Origin of the sequence: Streptomyces sp. NPDC048751 (genome assembly GCF_043198595.1) — a bacterium.
Taxonomy (GTDB): domain Bacteria; phylum Actinomycetota; class Actinomycetes; order Streptomycetales; family Streptomycetaceae; genus Streptomyces.
In genome coordinates, this window is the sequence record NZ_JBICUX010000007.1 from 450827 (window position 1) to 468201 (window position 17375).

Here is a 17375-nt window from a genome sequence, read left to right on the forward strand (position 1 = left end):
TTATTTCTCGCCAGGCAACCGACACCGTCCCCTCGCCGGTCTCACATGATGCTCACAGGTCGGCGATGGGCGCGTGGGGTGCGTCCGGGGTGTTCGTGCCGGTCTGTAGGGCTGTCCGGTCCGATGCCACGACCATGGCACGCGCAGACGAGGAACCGATGACCAGTCAGGAACACCGCAGTCGCCTGAAGCGCTCCGCGCTCGCCACAGGCGCCGTGCTCACCGTCGTCGTCGCGGGGGCGGCGGCAGCGCCCAACGCGGGGGCACAGTCCGCCACACCCGGCACGCCCAAGCTGAAGCTGATCGCCGCGTCGAAGTCCGTGACGCTCGAACGCTACGACGACAACGAGGGCCACGGGGGCGTCTACCTCGACCTCGGCACCTACCTCCAGGTCGACAACGCACCGTTCGAGTTCAAGGTGACCCGGAAGTCCTACAAGGACCCGGTGGTCGCCCAGCAGATCCTCCGCGACGGCACGAGAACCAAGGTGAAGACCCTCCCCGCCGGGACGGTGAAGGACTTCTCCGGGCTGCCCGGCTTCCTGGAGGTGTCCGTCAAGAACGCGGCGGGCAGGGAGGTCGCCAAGAGCAAGGGAACCTACTGCCCGAACAACGCCGCCGGCCGGATCCGTCCGGACGCCCCGGCGACGTCGAAGTACCCGGAGAGCTGTCCCACCAACCCGTGGACGCTGGGCTCGGTGTGGGGTGTCCAGAAGGGCTGGGCGTCCAACACCAGCGCGGTCGACTACGACAGGCCGGTGGACCTGGCCGTGGGGTCCTACACGGCCAAGGTGTCGGTGGCCAAGAAGTACCGCGACCTGTTCGGCATCCCGAACGACCAGCCCGCCATCAAGCTCACGGTCCGGCAGTCCGATGACGGCGAGGGCGGCGGCGAGGGCGTGAGCGGCTCCGGCTCGTCCGCCATGTCCCACCACGGCGCCGGTCACTCCGCGCACGGCGCGCAGAGCGGCCACGCGGGCCACCACTACGGCCCGCGCGGCGCGGACGCCCCCACGCCGGGCGCCCTCTCGCACGCGCTGGAGCAGCGCGGTCTCGCCCACCACCTGGGCGACGGACGCGACCACACCGACGGTTCGCGCATCGCGCCCGCGCTGAAGGCCAACGCCAACCGGCCCACCGGCCGCGCGGGCGTCCCGGCCAACGTACCGAAGCCGGACCTGCGTTCGCTGCCCGCCTGGGACATCTCCATCACCGACGGCGAGGACGGCGACATCGCGGGCAAGGACTACCTCGCCTTCAGCGCCAACGTCTGGAACGCGGGCCCGGCCCCCCTCGTGGTGGACGGCTTCCGCAAGCCGGGCGCGGAGCTGATGGACTCGTACCAGTACTACTACGACGCCAAGGGCAAGCAGGTCGGCTACTCGCCCGCCGGCACCATGGAGTGGGACCCGCGCGTCGGCCACGAGCACTGGCACTTCACGGACTTCGCCAGCTACCAGCTGCTGAGCGCGGACCAGACCAAGCGGGTACGCAGCGGCAAGGAGGCGTTCTGCCTCGCCAACACGGACGCCGTCGACTACACGGTGAAGAACGCCAACTGGCACCCGTACAACACCGACCTGTCGACCGCCTGCGGCGAGCACAGCGCGATCTCCGTGCGTGAGGTCCTCGACGTCGGCTCCGGCGACACGTACACCCAGTACCGCCCCGGCCAGTCCTTCGACATCACGGGCCTGCCGAACGGTACGTACTACATCAAGGTGATCGCCAACCCGGCGAAGCGCCTGCAGGAGACGAACCTCAAGAACAACGTCTCCCTGCGCAAGGTGATCCTGGGCGGCACGCCCGGCGCCCGGACGGTGAAGGTACCGCCGGTCGACCTGGTCAACGCCCCGTAAGTCACGCCCGGACAGCCCCGGGGACCGGCCACACCGGCCGGCCCCGGGGCTTTCCGCTGTACAACCATCGGCGCCGCGCGGCCGTCCAATCCCCGACCCACGCAGTCCACTTCAGGGGGATGTCATGACACCCGTCTCCGTCAGCCGCACCCTGCGGCTCGGAGCAACCGGCGCCCTGGCCACGGCGCTGACCGTCGTCGGCCTGGTGGCCACGCCCGCCTCGGCACAGAACGAGCAGCCCGACCAGCTGTGGATCCAGGTGCCGTCCGAACAGGCCCTCTCCGTCGTCCGGGCCGGAGGCAGCGGCGGGTACAGCGACCTCCCCGTCGGCCTGTACCACACCAGTGACTACAGCATCACCGACGGCCTCCTCACCGTCGACACCTCGGGCCTGGCCGGCGTCGCCGAGGTGGCCTGGCCGGACAACTGCACGCCCAGCGGAGCCACGGCCGTGTGCTCGGTCCCCGAGGTCCCCCTTCAGGAGTGGGGCTGGGGGGAGCAGGTGCAGCTCAGGGTGCGCGCGCTGCCCGGCGCGGCGCCGGGCGCACAGGGGAGGATCACCTACGAGGCCACCGCCCAGGGCGGCCCCGACGGTGAACTCAACGCTCCGCGCGGCTCGTTCGACACGACCGTGACCATCGACTCCGGCCCGGACCTGGGCATCGCGCCCGCCGAGGACCTGAAGGGGGCGCGACCGGGCAGCACCGTCACCGCCCCCTCGTTCGCCGTCACCAACACCGGTAACGTGCCCGCGAACGGCTTCACCGTGGAGATGTTGGCGACGTACGGCCTCGACTTCGCGACGAAGTATCCGCAGTGCACGGACCCGTCCGCCGACAGCGACCTGCCGGTCACCCACGTCACCTGCGCCTTCGACACGGTCGTCGCCCCCGGCGCCACCGTCGACCTGCCGGAGCCGCTGAGGATCGACGTCGCGGATCACGCCCTGTACGAACGGCTCGACTTCGGCGTCGAACCGGCCGGCGGTGCCACCGACCTCCAGACCGACGACAACAACGTCTCCTGGACGATCGAGGCCACGAACAAGGCCGACTTCGAGGTGCGCGGCGCCACGGTCCACGGCGGGGCGGGCACCACGGTCCCCGCCACCTTCAGCTTCCTCAACAGGGGCCCCGCCTGGGTCGCCCACCTCGGCTCCGGCAACCCGGTCGCGACCGTCGAGTTCCGCGTCCCCCAGGGCACCCGCGCCACGGACGTCCCCGACACCTGCGAGCCCCGCACCCTGACCGGCGCGCCCTACCCCCAGCTCCTCGGCGCCCCGCGCTACGACTGCTACCTCCCGATCTGGGTCAAGCAGAACGCGGAGGTCGCCTTCCCCTTCTCCCTGACCATCGACCGAGTGGTCCAGAACGCCACCGGAACACTCACCGCCCGCCCCGACTGGGTCACGACCTTCCCCTTCGACCCGGACACGACCAACAACACGGCGAAGCTGGTGGTGAACCCGTAGCGGCGTAGGCGGGTTGCGCTACGTGAGCGGAGGGAGTTGGCGGATGTGTGCCAGGGTGAAGCCGGTCTTCCGGGCGTGACCGGGCCAAGGGTTGGCCCACACCCACCGATCGTCAGCCGCCACCCACTTCTTCCGCTCAGCTCACGGTCACTCGTTCCGCGGTTTCCGGCCTTCGGGCCGCGGGACGGTCCAGGTGGGCGACGACCGTCGAGTAGAGGCGGTGTACGGCGTCGTCGACGCTGCGGATGAAGCCGGTCTCGGCGTTGCCGCGACCGCTGCCCATCCCCTTCAGGAGGGACAGCCGGAAACCGGTGATCTGGGAGCCGTTCTTCGGCAGAAGATCGGCCGGCTCGGGACGCAACCGCTCCAGGGTGCCGCGCGGCCCGCCCGCCTCACCCTCCACCAACGTCTCCACGTGGAGGTCGGCCGGCGCCTCTGCCAACCGCCTGACGAGTCGCTTCGCCCACGACAGGGGGTAGCCCTGGGTGGGCGCCGGGATCTCGACGGAGGTACGCAGCTTGCCGGTCCGCAGATCGGCGGTGACGGCGAGAACACCCGGTGTGCCCTCGATACGCAGCTCCGCGTGCAGCCTCCCGTCCTGACACAGCTGGTCGGCCATGGCGGCCCGCCGGGCTCCGGGATCGGTTCCCCGCCTGGCCCGCCGGACGGGAAGCACCTTCTGCCCGAGTTCACCACCGAGCCCGAGACAGACCTGCCGGATCAGCCGCTCCCAGCTCTCCACCACGTCCAGGGCCCGGGGATCGCCTTGACAGAGAGTCTCGTCATCGATTCCCTTGCGCACCGGCACCCAGGCCGCGCCCATGTTCTGGAAGCCGTGGCATCCGGAGTTCTCGTGCTGGAGGTAGTGCAGCAGCTCCTGGAGCAGCCAGGCATGCGCGCTGTTGCCGACGCCTTCGTGACGGATGAGCAACTGGGCCTGGTGGACCACCTCGGCCCAGGACAGGTGCCAGAGGGCCACCTTGTGCTTGCGCCGCCCGTCGACCTTGACGTCGACCAGCGGGCTGCCCTCGAGCGCGACATCGTTGGACAGCGTGATCACGGCCTCGTAGCCCCGGCGGGCGGCGATGTCCATGTACGCCTGTACCTGCTCGGCCTTGAGGGCGTTGCCGTTGGTCTTGGTCTCGACGAGCGCCGTCCACAGCTTGCCGGCCCGCTCGACGCGGATCACGCCGTCCGGGCGTCGCGGGGTGTCGCCGTGCGGGAGGGAGACCTCGGTGAACGTCTCCATACGGCCGGCCGGTGCCCCGAAGGCGGCCGTGAGCCTCCTGCCGAACTCGGGCACCTGCGCCATCACCGACAGCAGCACCGAGGTCGCCCGCGTCTCACGGTCACGATCGCTCTTGAGCACCGGGACGGGGAACAGCCTGGCCTCCCGCCAGGACTCGTTCTCCGCGAGAGTCTTCTTCCCGGCCTTGGGGAGGACGACCTTCTTCTTCGCCGTGCGGGGGCGGGCGGAGACCTTGCGCGGCTCCTCGTCCTCTTCGGGCCGCCGCGGTGTCGGTACGGCAGCGAGCGCAGCCTGCTCCACCGCCGTGACCGGAAACGCCGAGGCCGGAACCGCCGCGACCGGCACGGGCGTGTCCGCCTGTTCGTCGGCCGCCGCCTCCGCCAGCGCCGGAGCGTCCGCTCCTTCGGCGACTTCCTCCCCGGCGTCGTCGATGTCGACCCCGAAGTCCGTGGCGAGTCCGGCGAGACCGGTGTCGTAACCCTGCCCGACAGCACGGAACTTCCAGTCGCTCTCGCGCCGGTACAGCTCGCCGAAGATGAAGGCGCTCACCGATCCGGCGTCCTCGATCGCGAACCGGAGCAGGTCGTCGCCGGCCCCGTCGGCCAATGTCACCCGCAGGTCTTCCAGTTCCCCGAAGCTCGCGCCTGCGTACCGGCTGGCGGCGACGACGATCCGCTCCACGTCGGCCGGGATCGCGGTGAGGTCGAAGCCGATGCGGTCCTCACTGCCCTCTCCGGCAGGCGTCTTGCCGAGGAGCTGGACGCTTCCGTCGGTCGCGACGGGGTGGTTGTAGAAGTAGAAGTCGCTGTCGCTGCGCACCTTTCCGTGCGCGCCCAGCAGCAACACGGAGACATCCGCGTCGCCCTCACCCGTCGAACTGGCCCACCCCAGGCTCACGATCACCGAGTCGACGTTCTCACTGAGGGCCGCCAGACTCACGTTGGCGCCCTTGACCATCTCGTGCACAAAGCCCCCCTCGCACACATGTGTGACCTGCCACACACTCCACGCAGGGCGGAACTCTAGTGCCAAAGAGCCCAGGTCGGCGGCGATCCGGACGACTCCTCGCATCCGGAATCACATGCTCCGGGAAGCCCCGGGTCGGTGCCCCGGGGCTTCGCAGTCATCTCTCGGTCAGTGGCTCACAACCCCCACCGGTACTTCAGATGCCGCCAGAAGTCGCGCAGCATCCACTTGTCGAAGTCGGTGATCTGGGTGGCGCTGCCGGCGTTCATGATGAAGCAGCACTGGCCGGTCGGGGTCCAGTCGTAGAAGTCGTCGAGGCCGAAGGTGTGGCCGACCTCGTGGAGATAGATGTGGATGTTCTCCTGGACGAGGGCGCCGGTGAAGTACTCCTGGCCGACGCGCTGGCCCCAGTCACCTCCCGCGCCGCCCTGGAAGCCCTTGGTCAGCCAGAGGGACTGGTCGTAGTGGCGGGCGACACCGCCGGGGCAGCGGGAGTAGTTGCCGTCCTGGTGGAAGAACCGGCCGCAGTCGGGGGCGCACTGGGGGGCTCCGCCGCTGTCCAGGTTGTTGGTGTAGATGTCGACCGAGTTGTCGGTCCACTGGAGGGTGCTGCGGTTCTTCACCGCCCAGCCGACGATGTTGACCGGCACATTGGTGTACGGCCAGGCGTTGTGGCCCTTGCCGTTCTCCACCATCGCCGTCATCCATTTGGCGAACTGCTTCTTCAGCGCCGCGTGGATACGGTCGCGCAGGGCCGCGCTCACCGGCGCGTCCGACTCCCAGCGGACGCAGTAGTTGATGCTGCCCTTGTTGGCCATGACCTGGTCCCAGCCGTAGTTCCGGAAACCGTAGAGGTCCGGGTAGGTCGACTGGACGTGGTTCCAGACCTCGTTGAGCGGCTGGGTCAGGTTCGACGGCGGGTTCCAGTCGTCGGCGGCGACGGCGGGGGACGCAGCCGCCTCCGCCCGGGACGCCGCGAAGGTGGCGGACGCCGGGAGGAGGGCGGCGAGGACCGCCAGGACCGTGAGTAAGCGCGCCAGATGTCTGCGCATGTGAACTCCTCGTGTGGGGGACGGGATTCGTCACCCTGTCGCCGCCTACGACGAAGAGGTTGCCGCGCCTTCGGCTGGAATCGACGTGAATCGGTCGCGGTGCCGTGCGCCTTCCTGCAAAATCGACTCACCTACATCTCACGTACCGTCATAACGCGCTTACTCTTCGAACATGTGCGCGGCGGCCCACATCAGGGGAAAGCACCATGGAGCTCTCGCTCACCCTCGCCGACGGCGAGAACACCGGCGACCAACTCGCCTCGCTCTACCGCTGGCTCCGCCAGGACCCCGACATCACCGACCACATCGACGTCCGCCACGGACAGGGCACCGCGCCCCCCGGCACGATGAGCGGCACCCTCGAGGTGATCAACCTCGCCGTCTCCAACACCCTCGCCCTCGCCAACCTGTTCGTCGCCGTCGGCGCCTGGCGCGGCACCCGGCGCGGGGCCCCCGAGGTCCGTGTCGAACGCGACGGACTCGTGCTGACCGTGACCGGCGACGACCCCGAGAAGGTACGGGCCCTGATCGCCGACCTCGGCACGGCGAACCGGCCGTGACCGACCCGCGCCTCGCGGACCCGTCCCGTTCGTACGCGGTCCTGGTGGGCACCCACCAGTACAAGAGCCTCGACGACCTGCCGGCCGTCGAACAGAACCTCGCCGTACTGCGCGCCCTACTGTGCGCACCCGACCTGTGGGGGCTGCCGCCGGAGCACTGCGTCGCGCTGTTCCAGCCGGACAGCTCGCGGCACGTGGCGGAGACCCTGAGGGAGGCGGCCGAAAAGGCCACCGACACCCTGATCGTGTACTACGCCGGACACGGCCTCGTGGATCCGCACGACGACGAGTTCCAGCTCGCCCTGCCGGACTCCGACGCCGAACACATCCCCGCCTCCACCCTGCCCTACGACTGGGTCCGCCGCGAGATCCTCCAGAGCCGCGCCCGACAGAAGATGGTCGTCCTCGACTGCTGCTACAGCGGACGGGCGATGGACCTGTACATGGGCGGGGAGCAGCAGGCCGGCGACGCCGTGGCCCGCAGCTCCCAGGTCAACGGGGCCTGCGTGCTGACCGCGGTCGCCGAGACCAAGCTCGCGCTAGCCCCGCTCGGCGAGGACTTCACGGCGTTCACCGGCGAACTGATCCGCGCCCTGCGCGAGGGCATACCCGATGGCCCCGAACTGCTCAGCCTGGACGACCTGTACCGCCACACACACGCCCAACTGGGCTCGAAGAGCCGCCCTCTTCCCCAGATCCGCAGTCGCAACCAGGGCGGACAGACGCCTCTCGTCCGCAACCGCGCCCACCCCTCTGCCCGTCGGAGCCCGCACGGCTCACTCCCCCGCGCCCGCCAGGAAATCCAGGCTCCGGGAGAGCCGCAGACCAGCGAGGAGCCGTCCGCCTACGACGGCATCCTCGGCGACCTCTTCGTCGACGACCCCGCCCGCACCCCCGTCCGCATCGGCCTCTGGGGCGCCCCCGCCAGCGGCAAGACCACGCTGCTCGCCGCGCTCGCCCATGTCGTCGGCGACACCCAGCAGGGGTACGGCAGCTGGCGGATCAGCGGCACGGACCGAGTCGCCGAGGAGTTCCTCGTGCAGCACAAGGGCGTGCTGATGAACAACCGGTTCCCGCCCGCGACCGAGGCCGCCGGAGAGCCGCTGCGGTTCAGGTTCAGCGGAGAGCCTGACGAAGCAGACGGCGCGGACGGCACGGACACCGACTTCGTGGTGGAGGTCCAGGACCTGCCCGGCGAGTACTTCCACGACCAACGCGTGATCGACGACGTCTCCCTCACCCAGCGGCTCGCCGCCTCCGACGGTCTGGTCTACCTCTTCGACCCGACCAACGAGCGTGCCAATGCCAGCGCCGACTACCTCTTCGGCATCATCCAGCGCCTCACCACCCACTTGGAGGAGAGCGGACACCCGTCCGGCCGCTACCTCCCCCACTCCCTCGCGGTGTGCGTCACCAAGTTCGACGACCCGGCCGTGTTCAGGGCGGCCCGTATCGCGCGCTGGGGCACCCAGGGCGACGACCGCTACCGCTTCCCCCGGGTGAAGGACCAGCACGCCCGGCAGTTCTTCGCCTGGGCGGCGGAGCGGTTCGCCGGGGCGTCCGGCGGCCGGCTGCGCCATCTGGTCGAGAACCACTTCGACCCCGAGCGGACCGTGTACTTCGTCACCTCCGCCATCGGCTTCCACGTGGGCGCCGACGGTGTCTTCGACGCCTCGGACTTCGCCAACTCCAGCACCAACGGAATGCGCATTCGTGGCGGTGTCCGCCCCATGAACGTGCTGGAACCCTTCATCGCGCTGGAGCGCCTGATCCGACTCGATGCCGGAGTGAGCCGGTGACGGTCTACGCCGAGTGGGCCGTCCACGGCAAGAACGCCGGGGACGGCCACGGCTACCGGATACTCGGCTCCAGCCGGGACCGCGCCGAAGACGCCCACTTCGAGGGTCTGATCCGCCGCGCCTCCCCGGGCACCCCCCAGAGCGGCGACGGCGACGAGCCCGGCGCGCTGCCCTGGGTGACCTTCGACGTCGCGGGCGGCGCCGGGGAGCCGTACTGGTCGGGCATCGCGCTGAAGGAATGGTCGGCGGAACTCGACAGGTCCGCCCGGCCCATCACCACCATCCGCTACTTCACCTTCCCGTTCAACGACACCGCCGGACCTGCCGTCACCTACCGGGCCCTTTACGACCAGGTGGCGTCCATCGCCCTCCCGCGGCCCGCGGCCGCCGCCGTCCCGCTCGACCTGTCCCCGTTCGACCCGGAAGCGCTGGCGGGACGCATGAAGGCCGACGGACGAGGCTTCGACTGGTACGCCACCGCGGCCGCCCTGCTCCTCGACGGTTCCGTCGCGCTTACCGAGGCGGGCGCGCTGCCGCTGGCCGAGCGGATCGACTGCCTGGACACGGTCGTCGCGCTGCTGCCGTACGGCATGCGGGCGACCCTGCGGGCCAGCACCTGGGCGGACAACCTCGCCGACCACGGAGTGCGCCTGTTCTTCGGCGAGTGGGTCGGCAAGCCGCACCAGCACCAGGTCCGCTGGGACGCGCTCACTGAACCGGCCGCGGGCACCGTCGGTCACGTCTACCGCTCCGCCCTGCTCGACGACTACGAACGCCACGGCGGGCCGGCGCCACTCGTCGAGCGGCTGGTCCGCGCCCGCACCCCGCGCGAACTCGACGGCGGTGCACTGCTGCACGCCCTGGACTGCCTGTCGTCCGGCGCGAAGTACCGGCAGGAGGCGCTCGCCGCACTGCTCCCCCGGACCGAACGGCTGGACGACGAGACACTGAAGCGCCGATGGAGCGACACCCAGGACCACATCATCACCACAGCGGGCCAGGAACTGGCCGCCGGACGACCGGGACTGGCCCGCACCTACCTGCCGGTCGCCACCCGGCGGCAGCAGACCGGTACCTTCGTCAACCACGTCCTGGCGCTCTGTCCCCCGGCCCAGGAGACCGCCGCGCAGGCGGCACTCCTGCGCGGTGCGCCGCCGCTCCCGCCCGGCGCCTCGCCCGAGCTGCGCACCACCGTCCTGTCCCGCCCCGAGGTCGCCTACGAGCTGCTGCGCCACCAGGTCGTCGACGCGCGGGCCCCGCTGGAGGATTGGCTGGCCTGGCTCTGCCCGCCCGGACCGGCCGGATACGACGCCCCGGGCTGGCTCAGGGCGTTCGGCGCACTGCTGCCCGGCCGTTCCACCGCCGTACGGCCGGAATGGGTCGAAGACCTGGTCCGGCGGTTCGGCTCCGACGCCCTGGAACCGCTGCTGCGCACCGCGCTGCGGACCGGGAGCGCCGACGCGGTCCTCCTCGGCTGCTGGGGGAAGATCGTCGCGGTCGGGGTCGACGGCCCGCCGTCCGTACAGGGCCGGGTCGGGAAGGCACTGAGCCTGCTGAAGCCCGACCACCCCTTCAACCGGGGCGCCATGGACGTGGTGTCCCCGCTGTTCGGCCGTACGCCGCCCTGGGCGACGCGGACGCCGAGGAAGCACGCCGAGCCCTATCTGTACGGATTCACGGAGATCTGGCTGCTCCCACGCATGGCGGGGCAGCGTGAGGAGACGGCCCTCGCGCTTGTCACGACCCTCCCGCGCGACCACTGGCTGCTGAGCCACCTGAGGAAGATCAACCACCCGGGCGTACGGCAGGCCGTCGCCGAGCAGCGCCGAGGCCCGCGCCGGACCACCCGCTGGCCGCGGCTGCGCCGGACGCGCTCCAAGGACCCCGGCCCGTCGGGCGAGGAGAACGGCACATGAAGCACCCCGTCCGCACCGCCGCCGTACTCCTGGGGCTGCTGACCCTGCTGGCCCTGACCACCCCGGCCCGGGCGGCCACGGCGGCCCCGGCGGCCGACGGACAGCCGACACCGAAGAAGAACTCGGGGCCGACGCTGGGCGTGCTCACCCCCGACCAGTTCTACGGCGAACTGGGCATCACCGGCGTCCGCACGCGCTATGTCGTGCTGGTCGACACCGCGTACCTGAGAGGAATGCCGCTGCGGGAGACCCGCACCCAGCTCACCACCCTCCTCGACGCCATGTCCGGCAAGGACGAGATCACCCTGATCCTCTTCGACCGGGAGGTCCGCCGGACGATCCCCCGGCTGACCCGGGAGGATGTCGAAGGTCTGAGCGCACCGGGGCCCCCGTCGACGGACTACACGATCGACCTCCCACGGGCGCTGAACGCGGCGCTGACCACGCTGAAGAGCGACCTGCCCCAGCGGTCGGCCATCGCCGTCCTGGCCGCGGGGGAACAGACCACGCCCCGCCCCGACTCGGTCGACGCGCTGGGCTCACGGGCGGACGCCCTCAGGCTCCGCACCCGGCTGACCGTCCACCTGTTCCCGCTCTCCGGCTACGACGGCAACCGGACCGGGCACCTCGAGGTCCTGGCGCGGGCCTTCCCCTCCTCACTCATCACCAATTCGTGGAGACCCTGGGAACGGCCGGACCTGGCCCAGGTACGGGAGGACGTCCTGCGGCGCGCGGCCATCACCGCGCTGGCCGTGGAGCGCTCCGGGCGGGTCGTCGTCGAGTGGCCGGAGAAACCGGTGCGACTGTCGCCGAAGGACGGCAAGGCGACCGTCACCCTCACCCTGCGGTCCACCATGAAGACGGTACCCCTGTGGATCTCGGGCCTGAGGTTCACCATCGACGACGGCTCCGTACCGATCACCGCGACGGTACCGTCCGACAAGTACATCTCCGGCGACGAACTCAAACCCGGCGCCGCTGCCCAGGTGACGGTCGAGCTGACCTGGAAGTCGGACCAGTACGCGACGGAGCGCAGGACCGTACGGCTCACCGGGAGCCTCTCGGTCCACGCCGAGGTGAGCACGCGCTGGCAGCCGAATCTGACGGCCCTCGGAATCCGGACGATCCCCCCTCCGCTGGACGCGCGGTCCATCACCGTGTCCGGCACCGGCCAGGTGGGGATCCCCGCGTGGGTGGTCCCGGCGGTCGGGGCCGGTGCCGTCGGGCTCGTCCTGGTCTGGGTCGTCCGGGCCGTGCGCAGGCGGGCGCGTCGCCGTCCGAGGATGCACGGCTGGCTGGTCGCCCGCATCCTCGACGAGGGTGCCCAGGGCACCGTGACCAGCGAGTTGGGCCCCGTACCGCTCGCCGGACAGCGCTCGCTCTGCACCGATCGGCTGCTGCCCCCGGGCGAGGGCCTCATCCACGTCAGCCCGGAGTGCGACGACCGGGGGGCGGTGGCTGCCTTCCTCATCGTGTACGAGTCGTGCGACCCGCAGATGCCCGACGACGACGGCGTGTGCCGGATCGACGACGGGGTGGTCATCAAGGGCGTGGAGTTCGTACACATGGTCCGGCAGCCGTCCCGTCCCGTAGCCCGACCGGAGGAACACCACGGCGTGTAAGCCCCCGCCACCTCACCCGTCGGCCCTACTCGTCCGACGATCCGAAGATGCGAGGAGACCACCGCACCCGCTTCGCACGACACACCGCCGCACTGGTGGCCGCCCTGCTGGTCGCGCTGACGGCGGCCCCGGCCCGCGCCGCCGGCGACGTCGAGCCGCCGCGCGACGAAGCCGCCCGTGCGGTCCGCGCCCACGAAGCGGCCCGCGCCCGCGTCGACCGGCTACGGCGGGACGCGGAGGCCGGTCCCGAGAAGGTGCGGGACGCCGAACGGCACCGCAAGGCCATCCGCAGCGACCTGTGGGACATACTGCGCCGGACGGGCCGCCAGGGCGGCGACCCCGTCGCCCTCGACCCATCAGGACGCGCCGGGCGCTGTCGTATCAAGCCCCGCACGGCCCCGCCCGCCCCGGGCGGCGACGACGGCCAGGACAGCTGGACGGCACCCACCCGCGGCTACCGGCTCTCCGCCGCGTACGCCGCCCGCGGTCCGCACTGGGCCCACCGCCACACCGGCCAGGACTTCGCCGTCCCCACGGGCACGCCCGTGTTCGCGGTCGGCCCCGGCACCGTACGCGCCACGACCTGTGGTGACGGCTTCGGCAACCAGGTCCTCGTCCGCCACGACGACGGCTACTTCACCCAGTACGCCCACCTCGCCCGCATCCTCGTACGCAAGGAGCAGCACGTCTCGGCCGGCCAGCGCATCGGCCTGGCCGGCGCGACGGGCAGCGCCACCGGTCCGCACCTCCACTTCGAGGTGCGGATCACTCCCTACTTCGGATCGGCGGTGCCTCCGCTGCCGTGGCTGCGGAGGAAGGCGGTCCAGGTGGAGGGGGCGATGGTGAGGTAGCCGAGGGCGGGGGCCTTGGAGTCGCGGATGTGCACCGACTCCCCACCCGGGAGGGCGACTTCGATGCAGTTGCCGCCCTCGCTGCCGCTGTAGCTCGACTTGAACCACCGAAGTGCGGTGCTGCTCATTGCTCTCCTAGCAGACGGTCCAGCAGATCCCTCGTGTCCTCGGGGGTGAGGGCCTGTGACCGCAGCATCGCACACTTCTGCGTAAGGATCGCCACCTCATCCGGGTCGGCAATCAGCTGACTTCCGCGCTGCGTCTCCGTGTAGGCAAGCCGCTGGTGTTCCGGGGTTTCCATGAGCACGAAGGGGCCGTCGAGGCCGGCGTGGGTGGTGCGATCCAGCGGCAACACCTGGAGCATGAGGCCCGGCAGCTCAGAGCACGCGCGCAGGTGTCGCAACTGCTCAGCCTGCACTTGCTTGCCGCCGAAGGGAGCCTTCACCGCCGGTTCCCAGACCACGAAGCAGGTGATGGGCGGCTCCTTGCGGTGCAGGATCGCCCGGCGTTCGATGCGAGCCGCCACCAACTGCGCGATCTCGTCCTCGTCGTACAGCGGAACACGGCTGCGGAACACCGCCCACGCGTACGCCTCGGTCTGGAGGAGGCCCGGCAACACCTGGTTCTCGTAAGACGCAATCGAGATCGCCTCCTGCTCCCGGTCAAGGAACTCCTCCGCCCACAGCGGCACCAAGTCCACCTCGGGCATGTACTTCAACGCCTCGCTCAACGCCCCCCTTGTCTCCAGGAGTTCATCCAACTGCTCCGCGAGGTCCCGCTTCAGTGGCCGTCTGCCTTGTTCGATCGAGGCGATCTGCTGCTCACCCACCACGAACCGCTCCCCGAGCGACCGTTGGGTGTATCCGGCGGCCTCTCGGAAGACGGCGAGCAGCGCGCCCACCATCTTCATCGCCGAGGCGTTCCTGCGTGACCGTCGAGTCGTGGTGCTCATGCGGTGCAACTCCCCACCCGCGCACGTACGTTCACCATCGCGCACTCGTACAGACCAGGTGTACGCGTGCACGTACTGTCTCATCATGACCACGGAGCGTCACTCTCGTCCCGTGAACCTCGAAACTCCACCCCCGTCCCCACGTGAACGCTTCTACCGGCGGGAGCGTCAGTCCGTGCCGGCCGCCCGCAGGTTCGCCCGGGACGCGCTCGCCGACTGGGAGATCGGGCCGCGCGCCGACGACGTGCTGGTGTGCGTGAGCGAACTCGCGACGAACGCGCTGGTGCACGGCGTACCGCCCGGCCGGGGCTTCCTGCTGCGGCTGCTGCCGTACGACGGTGGGGTGCGTGTGGAGGTGCACGACAGCGGGGACGGCGTACCGGCCGTGCCGCATGGGGAGGGCGGGGAACCGGCCGAGGGCGGGCGGGGGCTGCTGCTGGTGGCGGCGCTGGCGGACAAGTGGGGGGTCGGGCCCAGGGCGCCCGGGAAGATCGTGTGGTGCGAGTTCGGGTGACTTCGCGGGGCCGCAGGGCGTGGCGGCCGACGACTGGTCGGGCTGCGGCCGAGCATGAGTGCACAGCCGTCGGCACCCGGAGGGCGTTCTCATGCGCAGGTCATTCCTCGTCCGCCCGCTACGGGCGCTGCTGCTCGCCGTCGCGCTCGCCGGAACCGTCTCGGCGGCCGGGGGCCGGACTCCGCAGGCCGACCTGGTCACGGCGGTGTCGGTCGTGGGGGCGACGGACGACGACCCGATCTTCCCGGGCGGCACCTTCGCCTACGCGCTCACGGTGAGCAACCACGGTCCGTCGGACGCCACCGACGTGACCGCGACGGCCGTCCTCCCCGACGGTGTCGACTTCGTCTTCTCGCGGGGCGGGGGCTGCGCGGCGTCACGCGACGGTCGGCGCGTCACCTGCGGCCCCGTGGACATCCTCGCGTCCGGCGCGCGCGCCTCCTGGGGCGTCACGGTCCTGCTGGACCCGTCGTACACGGGGACGGGCGCGGACCTGCCGGGCACGGCGTCGGCGGACTCCCGTACGCCGGACCCGAAGCGCGGCAACGGCAAGGCCCGGCCGGTCCACCCCGTGGTGACGGCGCCGCAGACGTCGTTGTCGGTCAAGCGGGACGGGCCGAGGGTCACGGTGTCCAACGGCGGCCCCTCGACGGCCGTCGGCGCCTCGATCCGCCACCCGGCGCCCGCGTCCTGGACCTGCGCGGCGACACCGGGCAGCTCCTGCGGTGCCGCCTCCGGCGAGGGCACCCGGCCCACCACGGGCACGATCGCCCCCGGCGGCACCCTGACCTACACCCTCACCGGCACGACGGAGGACGCCGCCCTGTCCGGCACCCCGACGGTGACCCCTCCGGCCGGCGTCACGGACACCACCTGCTCCCCGTCCTGCACGGCACCGACGGGCTGACGAAGAAGACGAAGAAGACGAAGAAGACCAATAACCAGTACGGGGAACGCCGGTGTCAAGGGGACACTGCCCCGCATGAGCAAGAGACGCTATGTCGCCCGGGGAGTGCCCGGGGGATACCGGATCTGGGACAACCGCAGGCGCGGGTTCTGGGGCGACTTCTACGAGCTGTGCCCGGACGAGCTGCTCGCCGAGCTGAACGGCCGCGCCGACCAGGACCGGATCGTAGAGCTGATGCGGCGGTACAAGAAGGCGAAGCGCTGACGTCCCCTCCCTCGTCCGGGTGGCCCGGCGTGCGGGTGGGCGCGCGGCGGCCTTCACTGGAGGGGACAGCCGTCGCAGACCGCCTGGAGGCACCATGCCCGCTCACCGCACGCCCCGCGCGCCGGGAACGGCGCTGGCGGCGGTCACGGCGCTCGTGCTGGCGGCCGGGCTGACCGGCTGCTCGGACGACAGCAGCCCCGAGTCCGTCGTCAGCGGCGCCGCCTCCGCCGCGTCCTCGCTCGCCTCCAAGGCGGGGGACACCCTGGCGTCGGCCAGCGCGGAGGCGGGCAAGAAGCTCGACGAGGTGAAGAACGGCGTCGACGTCAAGGGCGACGTGCGGCTGGGCAAGCCGGCCACCGACTCCCAGGGACGTACGACCGTCCAGGTCACCGCGGCCAACACCGACGACAAGAAGAGGTCGTTCGCCGTCCAGGTCGACTTCGAGCAGGCCGGTGGCGGGCTCCTCGACGTCGTGGTCGTCACCGTCCCCGACGTGGCGGCGGGCGGAACCGGCAAAGCCACCGCCCGCAGCACGCACAAGCTGTCCGGCGACGTGAAGACGTACGTGGGCCGGGCGCTGCGTTACTGAAACGGCGGCCGCGGACCGGGGTCAGGCCATCCAGAAGAAGACCGCCGTCATCCGCTTCTCCTCCAGCGTCGTACCGAAGTAACCGGTCGCGCTGTGCACGAGGTTGGCGTGGTAGAGCAGCAGCCGGTTGTACTTGTGCGGTACGCGTACGTCCTCCTCGAAGGCGTCCGGCGCCACGAACCGGGTGCCGAGCGCCTCGACGAGGTTGTGGTGCGGGGCCTGGACGACGTTGCCGCCGAGCCGGCCGCCGGGCAGGGACTGGCGGTAGAAGCTGGTGCCGCAGTCCTTGGGCACGGCCGGGTTGAGGTAGAGGACGGCGGCGTAGCGGCACAGGTGGCGTGAGTCGGTGTGCGGGCGCGGTTCGCTCTCGCCCTCTCCCACGACCTGTACGCAGTTGTGGTTGAGGGTGCCACCGCCGGGCGCCCGCTGCACCCACAGCTCCTTCGCGCCGGTCGCCTTCCTCACCAGCCGTTCCACGCGGGCGAGTTCACCCGGTTCCAGGCCCGGCATGGTGCGCAGCCCGGGCCAGGTCTCCGAGGTGTACGGGTATCCCCGCACCCAGTCGTCCTTGGCCAGACACCGTTCCCGTACGGCGTCCACGTCGGGCAGCACGTCGTCCAGGACCCAGTAGTCGCGGCCCTTGGTGGGCTTGCGGTAGGGCAGGACCGGGAGCGCGGCGGGGACACGCGGGGGTGGCTGTGGGGGCATGCGGCGACCCTAGGTCGAGGGTTCGCCACGACTCTCCCGCGAATTCACCAGGACTCGGCCGGGAACGGGTCAACGTTTCCCCAACGGACCTTTGCC

At 70.9% G+C, this 17375-nt stretch carries 16 protein-coding genes; 11 read left to right on the forward strand and 5 right to left on the reverse strand.

The genetic code is table 11. The features are described 5' to 3' along the window. The first annotated feature begins 158 nt into the window (after window positions 1–158). Both ACGFNV_RS24500 and ACGFNV_RS24505 read left to right on the forward strand, forming a co-directional pair. Window positions 159–1859, forward strand: coding sequence for a lysyl oxidase family protein (locus tag ACGFNV_RS24500; protein WP_393625109.1), 1701 nt, complete (start codon window positions 159–161; stop codon window positions 1857–1859). 124 nt (window positions 1860–1983) lie between these two features. Next, window positions 1984–3330: a hypothetical protein gene (locus tag ACGFNV_RS24505; RefSeq protein WP_393625110.1), complete on the forward strand. Its 1347-nt coding sequence runs from the start codon at window positions 1984–1986 to the stop codon at window positions 3328–3330. A gap of 136 nt (window positions 3331–3466) precedes the next feature. Here the strand turns inward: ACGFNV_RS24505 and ACGFNV_RS24510 are convergent, their stop codons facing one another. Together ACGFNV_RS24510 and ACGFNV_RS24515 are read right to left on the reverse strand one after the other, a co-directional pair. Beyond that, entirely contained in the window at window positions 3467–5536 is a 2070-nt protein-coding gene (locus ACGFNV_RS24510) for a TerD family protein (RefSeq protein WP_393625194.1), read from the reverse strand. Window positions 5537–5721: 185 nt separating this feature from the next. Next, on the reverse strand, window positions 5722–6597 hold the full coding sequence (locus tag ACGFNV_RS24515) for a hypothetical protein (RefSeq protein ID WP_393625111.1): 876 nt from the start codon (window positions 6595–6597) through the stop codon (window positions 5722–5724). A 206-nt stretch (window positions 6598–6803) separates the two neighbouring features. Here ACGFNV_RS24515 and ACGFNV_RS24520 point away from each other — a divergent pair, with 206 nt between their 5' ends. The 5 genes from ACGFNV_RS24520 to ACGFNV_RS24540 are packed head-to-tail and all read left to right on the forward strand — an operon-like array spanning window position 6804 to window position 13345. Then, the gene (locus tag ACGFNV_RS24520; protein ID WP_393625112.1) at window positions 6804–7157 is read left to right on the forward strand and encodes a hypothetical protein; all 354 of its coding nucleotides are present in this window, start codon (window positions 6804–6806) and stop codon (window positions 7155–7157) included. Continuing rightward, window positions 7154–8956 carry a caspase family protein gene (locus ACGFNV_RS24525; RefSeq protein ID WP_393625113.1) on the forward strand — a complete coding sequence of 601 codons (1803 nt, stop codon included), beginning with the start codon at window positions 7154–7156 and terminating at the stop codon, window positions 8954–8956. Before ACGFNV_RS24520 ends, ACGFNV_RS24525 begins: the two co-directional genes overlap by 4 nt. Next, window positions 8953–10872: a hypothetical protein gene (locus ACGFNV_RS24530; RefSeq protein ID WP_393625114.1), complete on the forward strand. Its 1920-nt coding sequence runs from the start codon at window positions 8953–8955 to the stop codon at window positions 10870–10872. Before ACGFNV_RS24525 ends, ACGFNV_RS24530 begins: the two co-directional genes overlap by 4 nt. Next, a complete protein-coding gene (locus tag ACGFNV_RS24535; RefSeq protein WP_393625115.1) occupies window positions 10869–12494 on the forward strand; it encodes a hypothetical protein in 1626 nt (541 codons plus the stop codon). The genes ACGFNV_RS24530 and ACGFNV_RS24535 overlap by 4 nt, the downstream gene beginning before the upstream one ends. Window positions 12495–12541: 47 nt before the next feature. Next, window positions 12542–13345 (forward strand): M23 family metallopeptidase, encoded by an 804-nt coding sequence (locus ACGFNV_RS24540; RefSeq protein WP_393625116.1) that lies wholly within the window; start codon window positions 12542–12544, stop codon window positions 13343–13345. On the opposite strand, the gene ACGFNV_RS24545 is transcribed toward ACGFNV_RS24540, so the two are convergent. After that, window positions 13267–13473 (reverse strand): DUF397 domain-containing protein, encoded by a 207-nt coding sequence (locus tag ACGFNV_RS24545; protein ID WP_393625117.1) that lies wholly within the window; start codon window positions 13471–13473, stop codon window positions 13267–13269. The two genes, ACGFNV_RS24540 and ACGFNV_RS24545, sit on opposite strands and share 79 nt — an antisense overlap. Then, a complete protein-coding gene (locus ACGFNV_RS24550) occupies window positions 13470–14297 on the reverse strand; it encodes a helix-turn-helix domain-containing protein (RefSeq protein ID WP_393625195.1) in 828 nt (275 codons plus the stop codon). The genes ACGFNV_RS24545 and ACGFNV_RS24550 overlap by 4 nt, the downstream gene beginning before the upstream one ends. 85 nt (window positions 14298–14382) lie before the next feature. On the opposite strand from ACGFNV_RS24550, the gene ACGFNV_RS24555 reads away from it, so the two are divergent. From ACGFNV_RS24555 to ACGFNV_RS24570, 4 genes are all read left to right on the forward strand, one after another. After that, the gene (locus ACGFNV_RS24555; protein ID WP_393625118.1) at window positions 14383–14811 is read left to right on the forward strand and encodes an ATP-binding protein; all 429 of its coding nucleotides are present in this window, start codon (window positions 14383–14385) and stop codon (window positions 14809–14811) included. 91 nt (window positions 14812–14902) lie between these two features. Then, window positions 14903–15718: a hypothetical protein gene (locus ACGFNV_RS24560; protein WP_393625119.1), complete on the forward strand. Its 816-nt coding sequence runs from the start codon at window positions 14903–14905 to the stop codon at window positions 15716–15718. Window positions 15719–15793: 75 nt separating this feature from the next. After that, a complete protein-coding gene (locus ACGFNV_RS24565) occupies window positions 15794–15982 on the forward strand; it encodes a hypothetical protein (protein WP_133928174.1) in 189 nt (62 codons plus the stop codon). A gap of 94 nt (window positions 15983–16076) precedes the next feature. Beyond that, entirely contained in the window at window positions 16077–16571 is a 495-nt protein-coding gene (locus tag ACGFNV_RS24570) for a hypothetical protein (RefSeq protein ID WP_393625120.1), read from the forward strand. A 21-nt stretch (window positions 16572–16592) separates the two neighbouring features. Here the strand turns inward: ACGFNV_RS24570 and ACGFNV_RS24575 are convergent, their stop codons facing one another. Continuing rightward, entirely contained in the window at window positions 16593–17279 is a 687-nt protein-coding gene (locus ACGFNV_RS24575) for a DUF6445 family protein (RefSeq protein ID WP_393625121.1), read from the reverse strand. Window positions 17280–17375 lie beyond the last annotated feature (96 nt).

What these genes read in the sequence shown, in the direction of transcription:
- ACGFNV_RS24535 (WP_393625115.1), top strand. Translation starts at nt 10,869, where the DNA reads ATGAAGCACCCCGTCCGCACCGCCGCCGTACTCCTGGGGCTGCTGACC.
- ACGFNV_RS24515 (WP_393625111.1), bottom strand. Translation starts at nt 6,597, where the DNA reads ATGCGCAGACATCTGGCGCGCTTACTCACGGTCCTGGCGGTCCTCGCC.
- ACGFNV_RS24520 (WP_393625112.1), top strand. Translation starts at nt 6,804, where the DNA reads ATGGAGCTCTCGCTCACCCTCGCCGACGGCGAGAACACCGGCGACCAA.
- ACGFNV_RS24570 (WP_393625120.1), top strand. Translation starts at nt 16,077, where the DNA reads ATGCCCGCTCACCGCACGCCCCGCGCGCCGGGAACGGCGCTGGCGGCG.
- ACGFNV_RS24550 (WP_393625195.1), bottom strand. Translation starts at nt 14,297, where the DNA reads ATGAGCACCACGACTCGACGGTCACGCAGGAACGCCTCGGCGATGAAG.
- ACGFNV_RS24565 (WP_133928174.1), top strand. Translation starts at nt 15,794, where the DNA reads ATGAGCAAGAGACGCTATGTCGCCCGGGGAGTGCCCGGGGGATACCGG.
- ACGFNV_RS24510 (WP_393625194.1), bottom strand. Translation starts at nt 5,536, where the DNA reads ATGGTCAAGGGCGCCAACGTGAGTCTGGCGGCCCTCAGTGAGAACGTC.
- ACGFNV_RS24540 (WP_393625116.1), top strand. Translation starts at nt 12,542, where the DNA reads ATGCGAGGAGACCACCGCACCCGCTTCGCACGACACACCGCCGCACTG.
- ACGFNV_RS24555 (WP_393625118.1), top strand. Translation starts at nt 14,383, where the DNA reads ATGACCACGGAGCGTCACTCTCGTCCCGTGAACCTCGAAACTCCACCC.
- ACGFNV_RS24575 (WP_393625121.1), bottom strand. Translation starts at nt 17,279, where the DNA reads ATGCCCCCACAGCCACCCCCGCGTGTCCCCGCCGCGCTCCCGGTCCTG.
- ACGFNV_RS24560 (WP_393625119.1), top strand. Translation starts at nt 14,903, where the DNA reads ATGCGCAGGTCATTCCTCGTCCGCCCGCTACGGGCGCTGCTGCTCGCC.
- ACGFNV_RS24545 (WP_393625117.1), bottom strand. Translation starts at nt 13,473, where the DNA reads ATGAGCAGCACCGCACTTCGGTGGTTCAAGTCGAGCTACAGCGGCAGC.
- ACGFNV_RS24500 (WP_393625109.1), top strand. Translation starts at nt 159, where the DNA reads ATGACCAGTCAGGAACACCGCAGTCGCCTGAAGCGCTCCGCGCTCGCC.
- ACGFNV_RS24505 (WP_393625110.1), top strand. Translation starts at nt 1,984, where the DNA reads ATGACACCCGTCTCCGTCAGCCGCACCCTGCGGCTCGGAGCAACCGGC.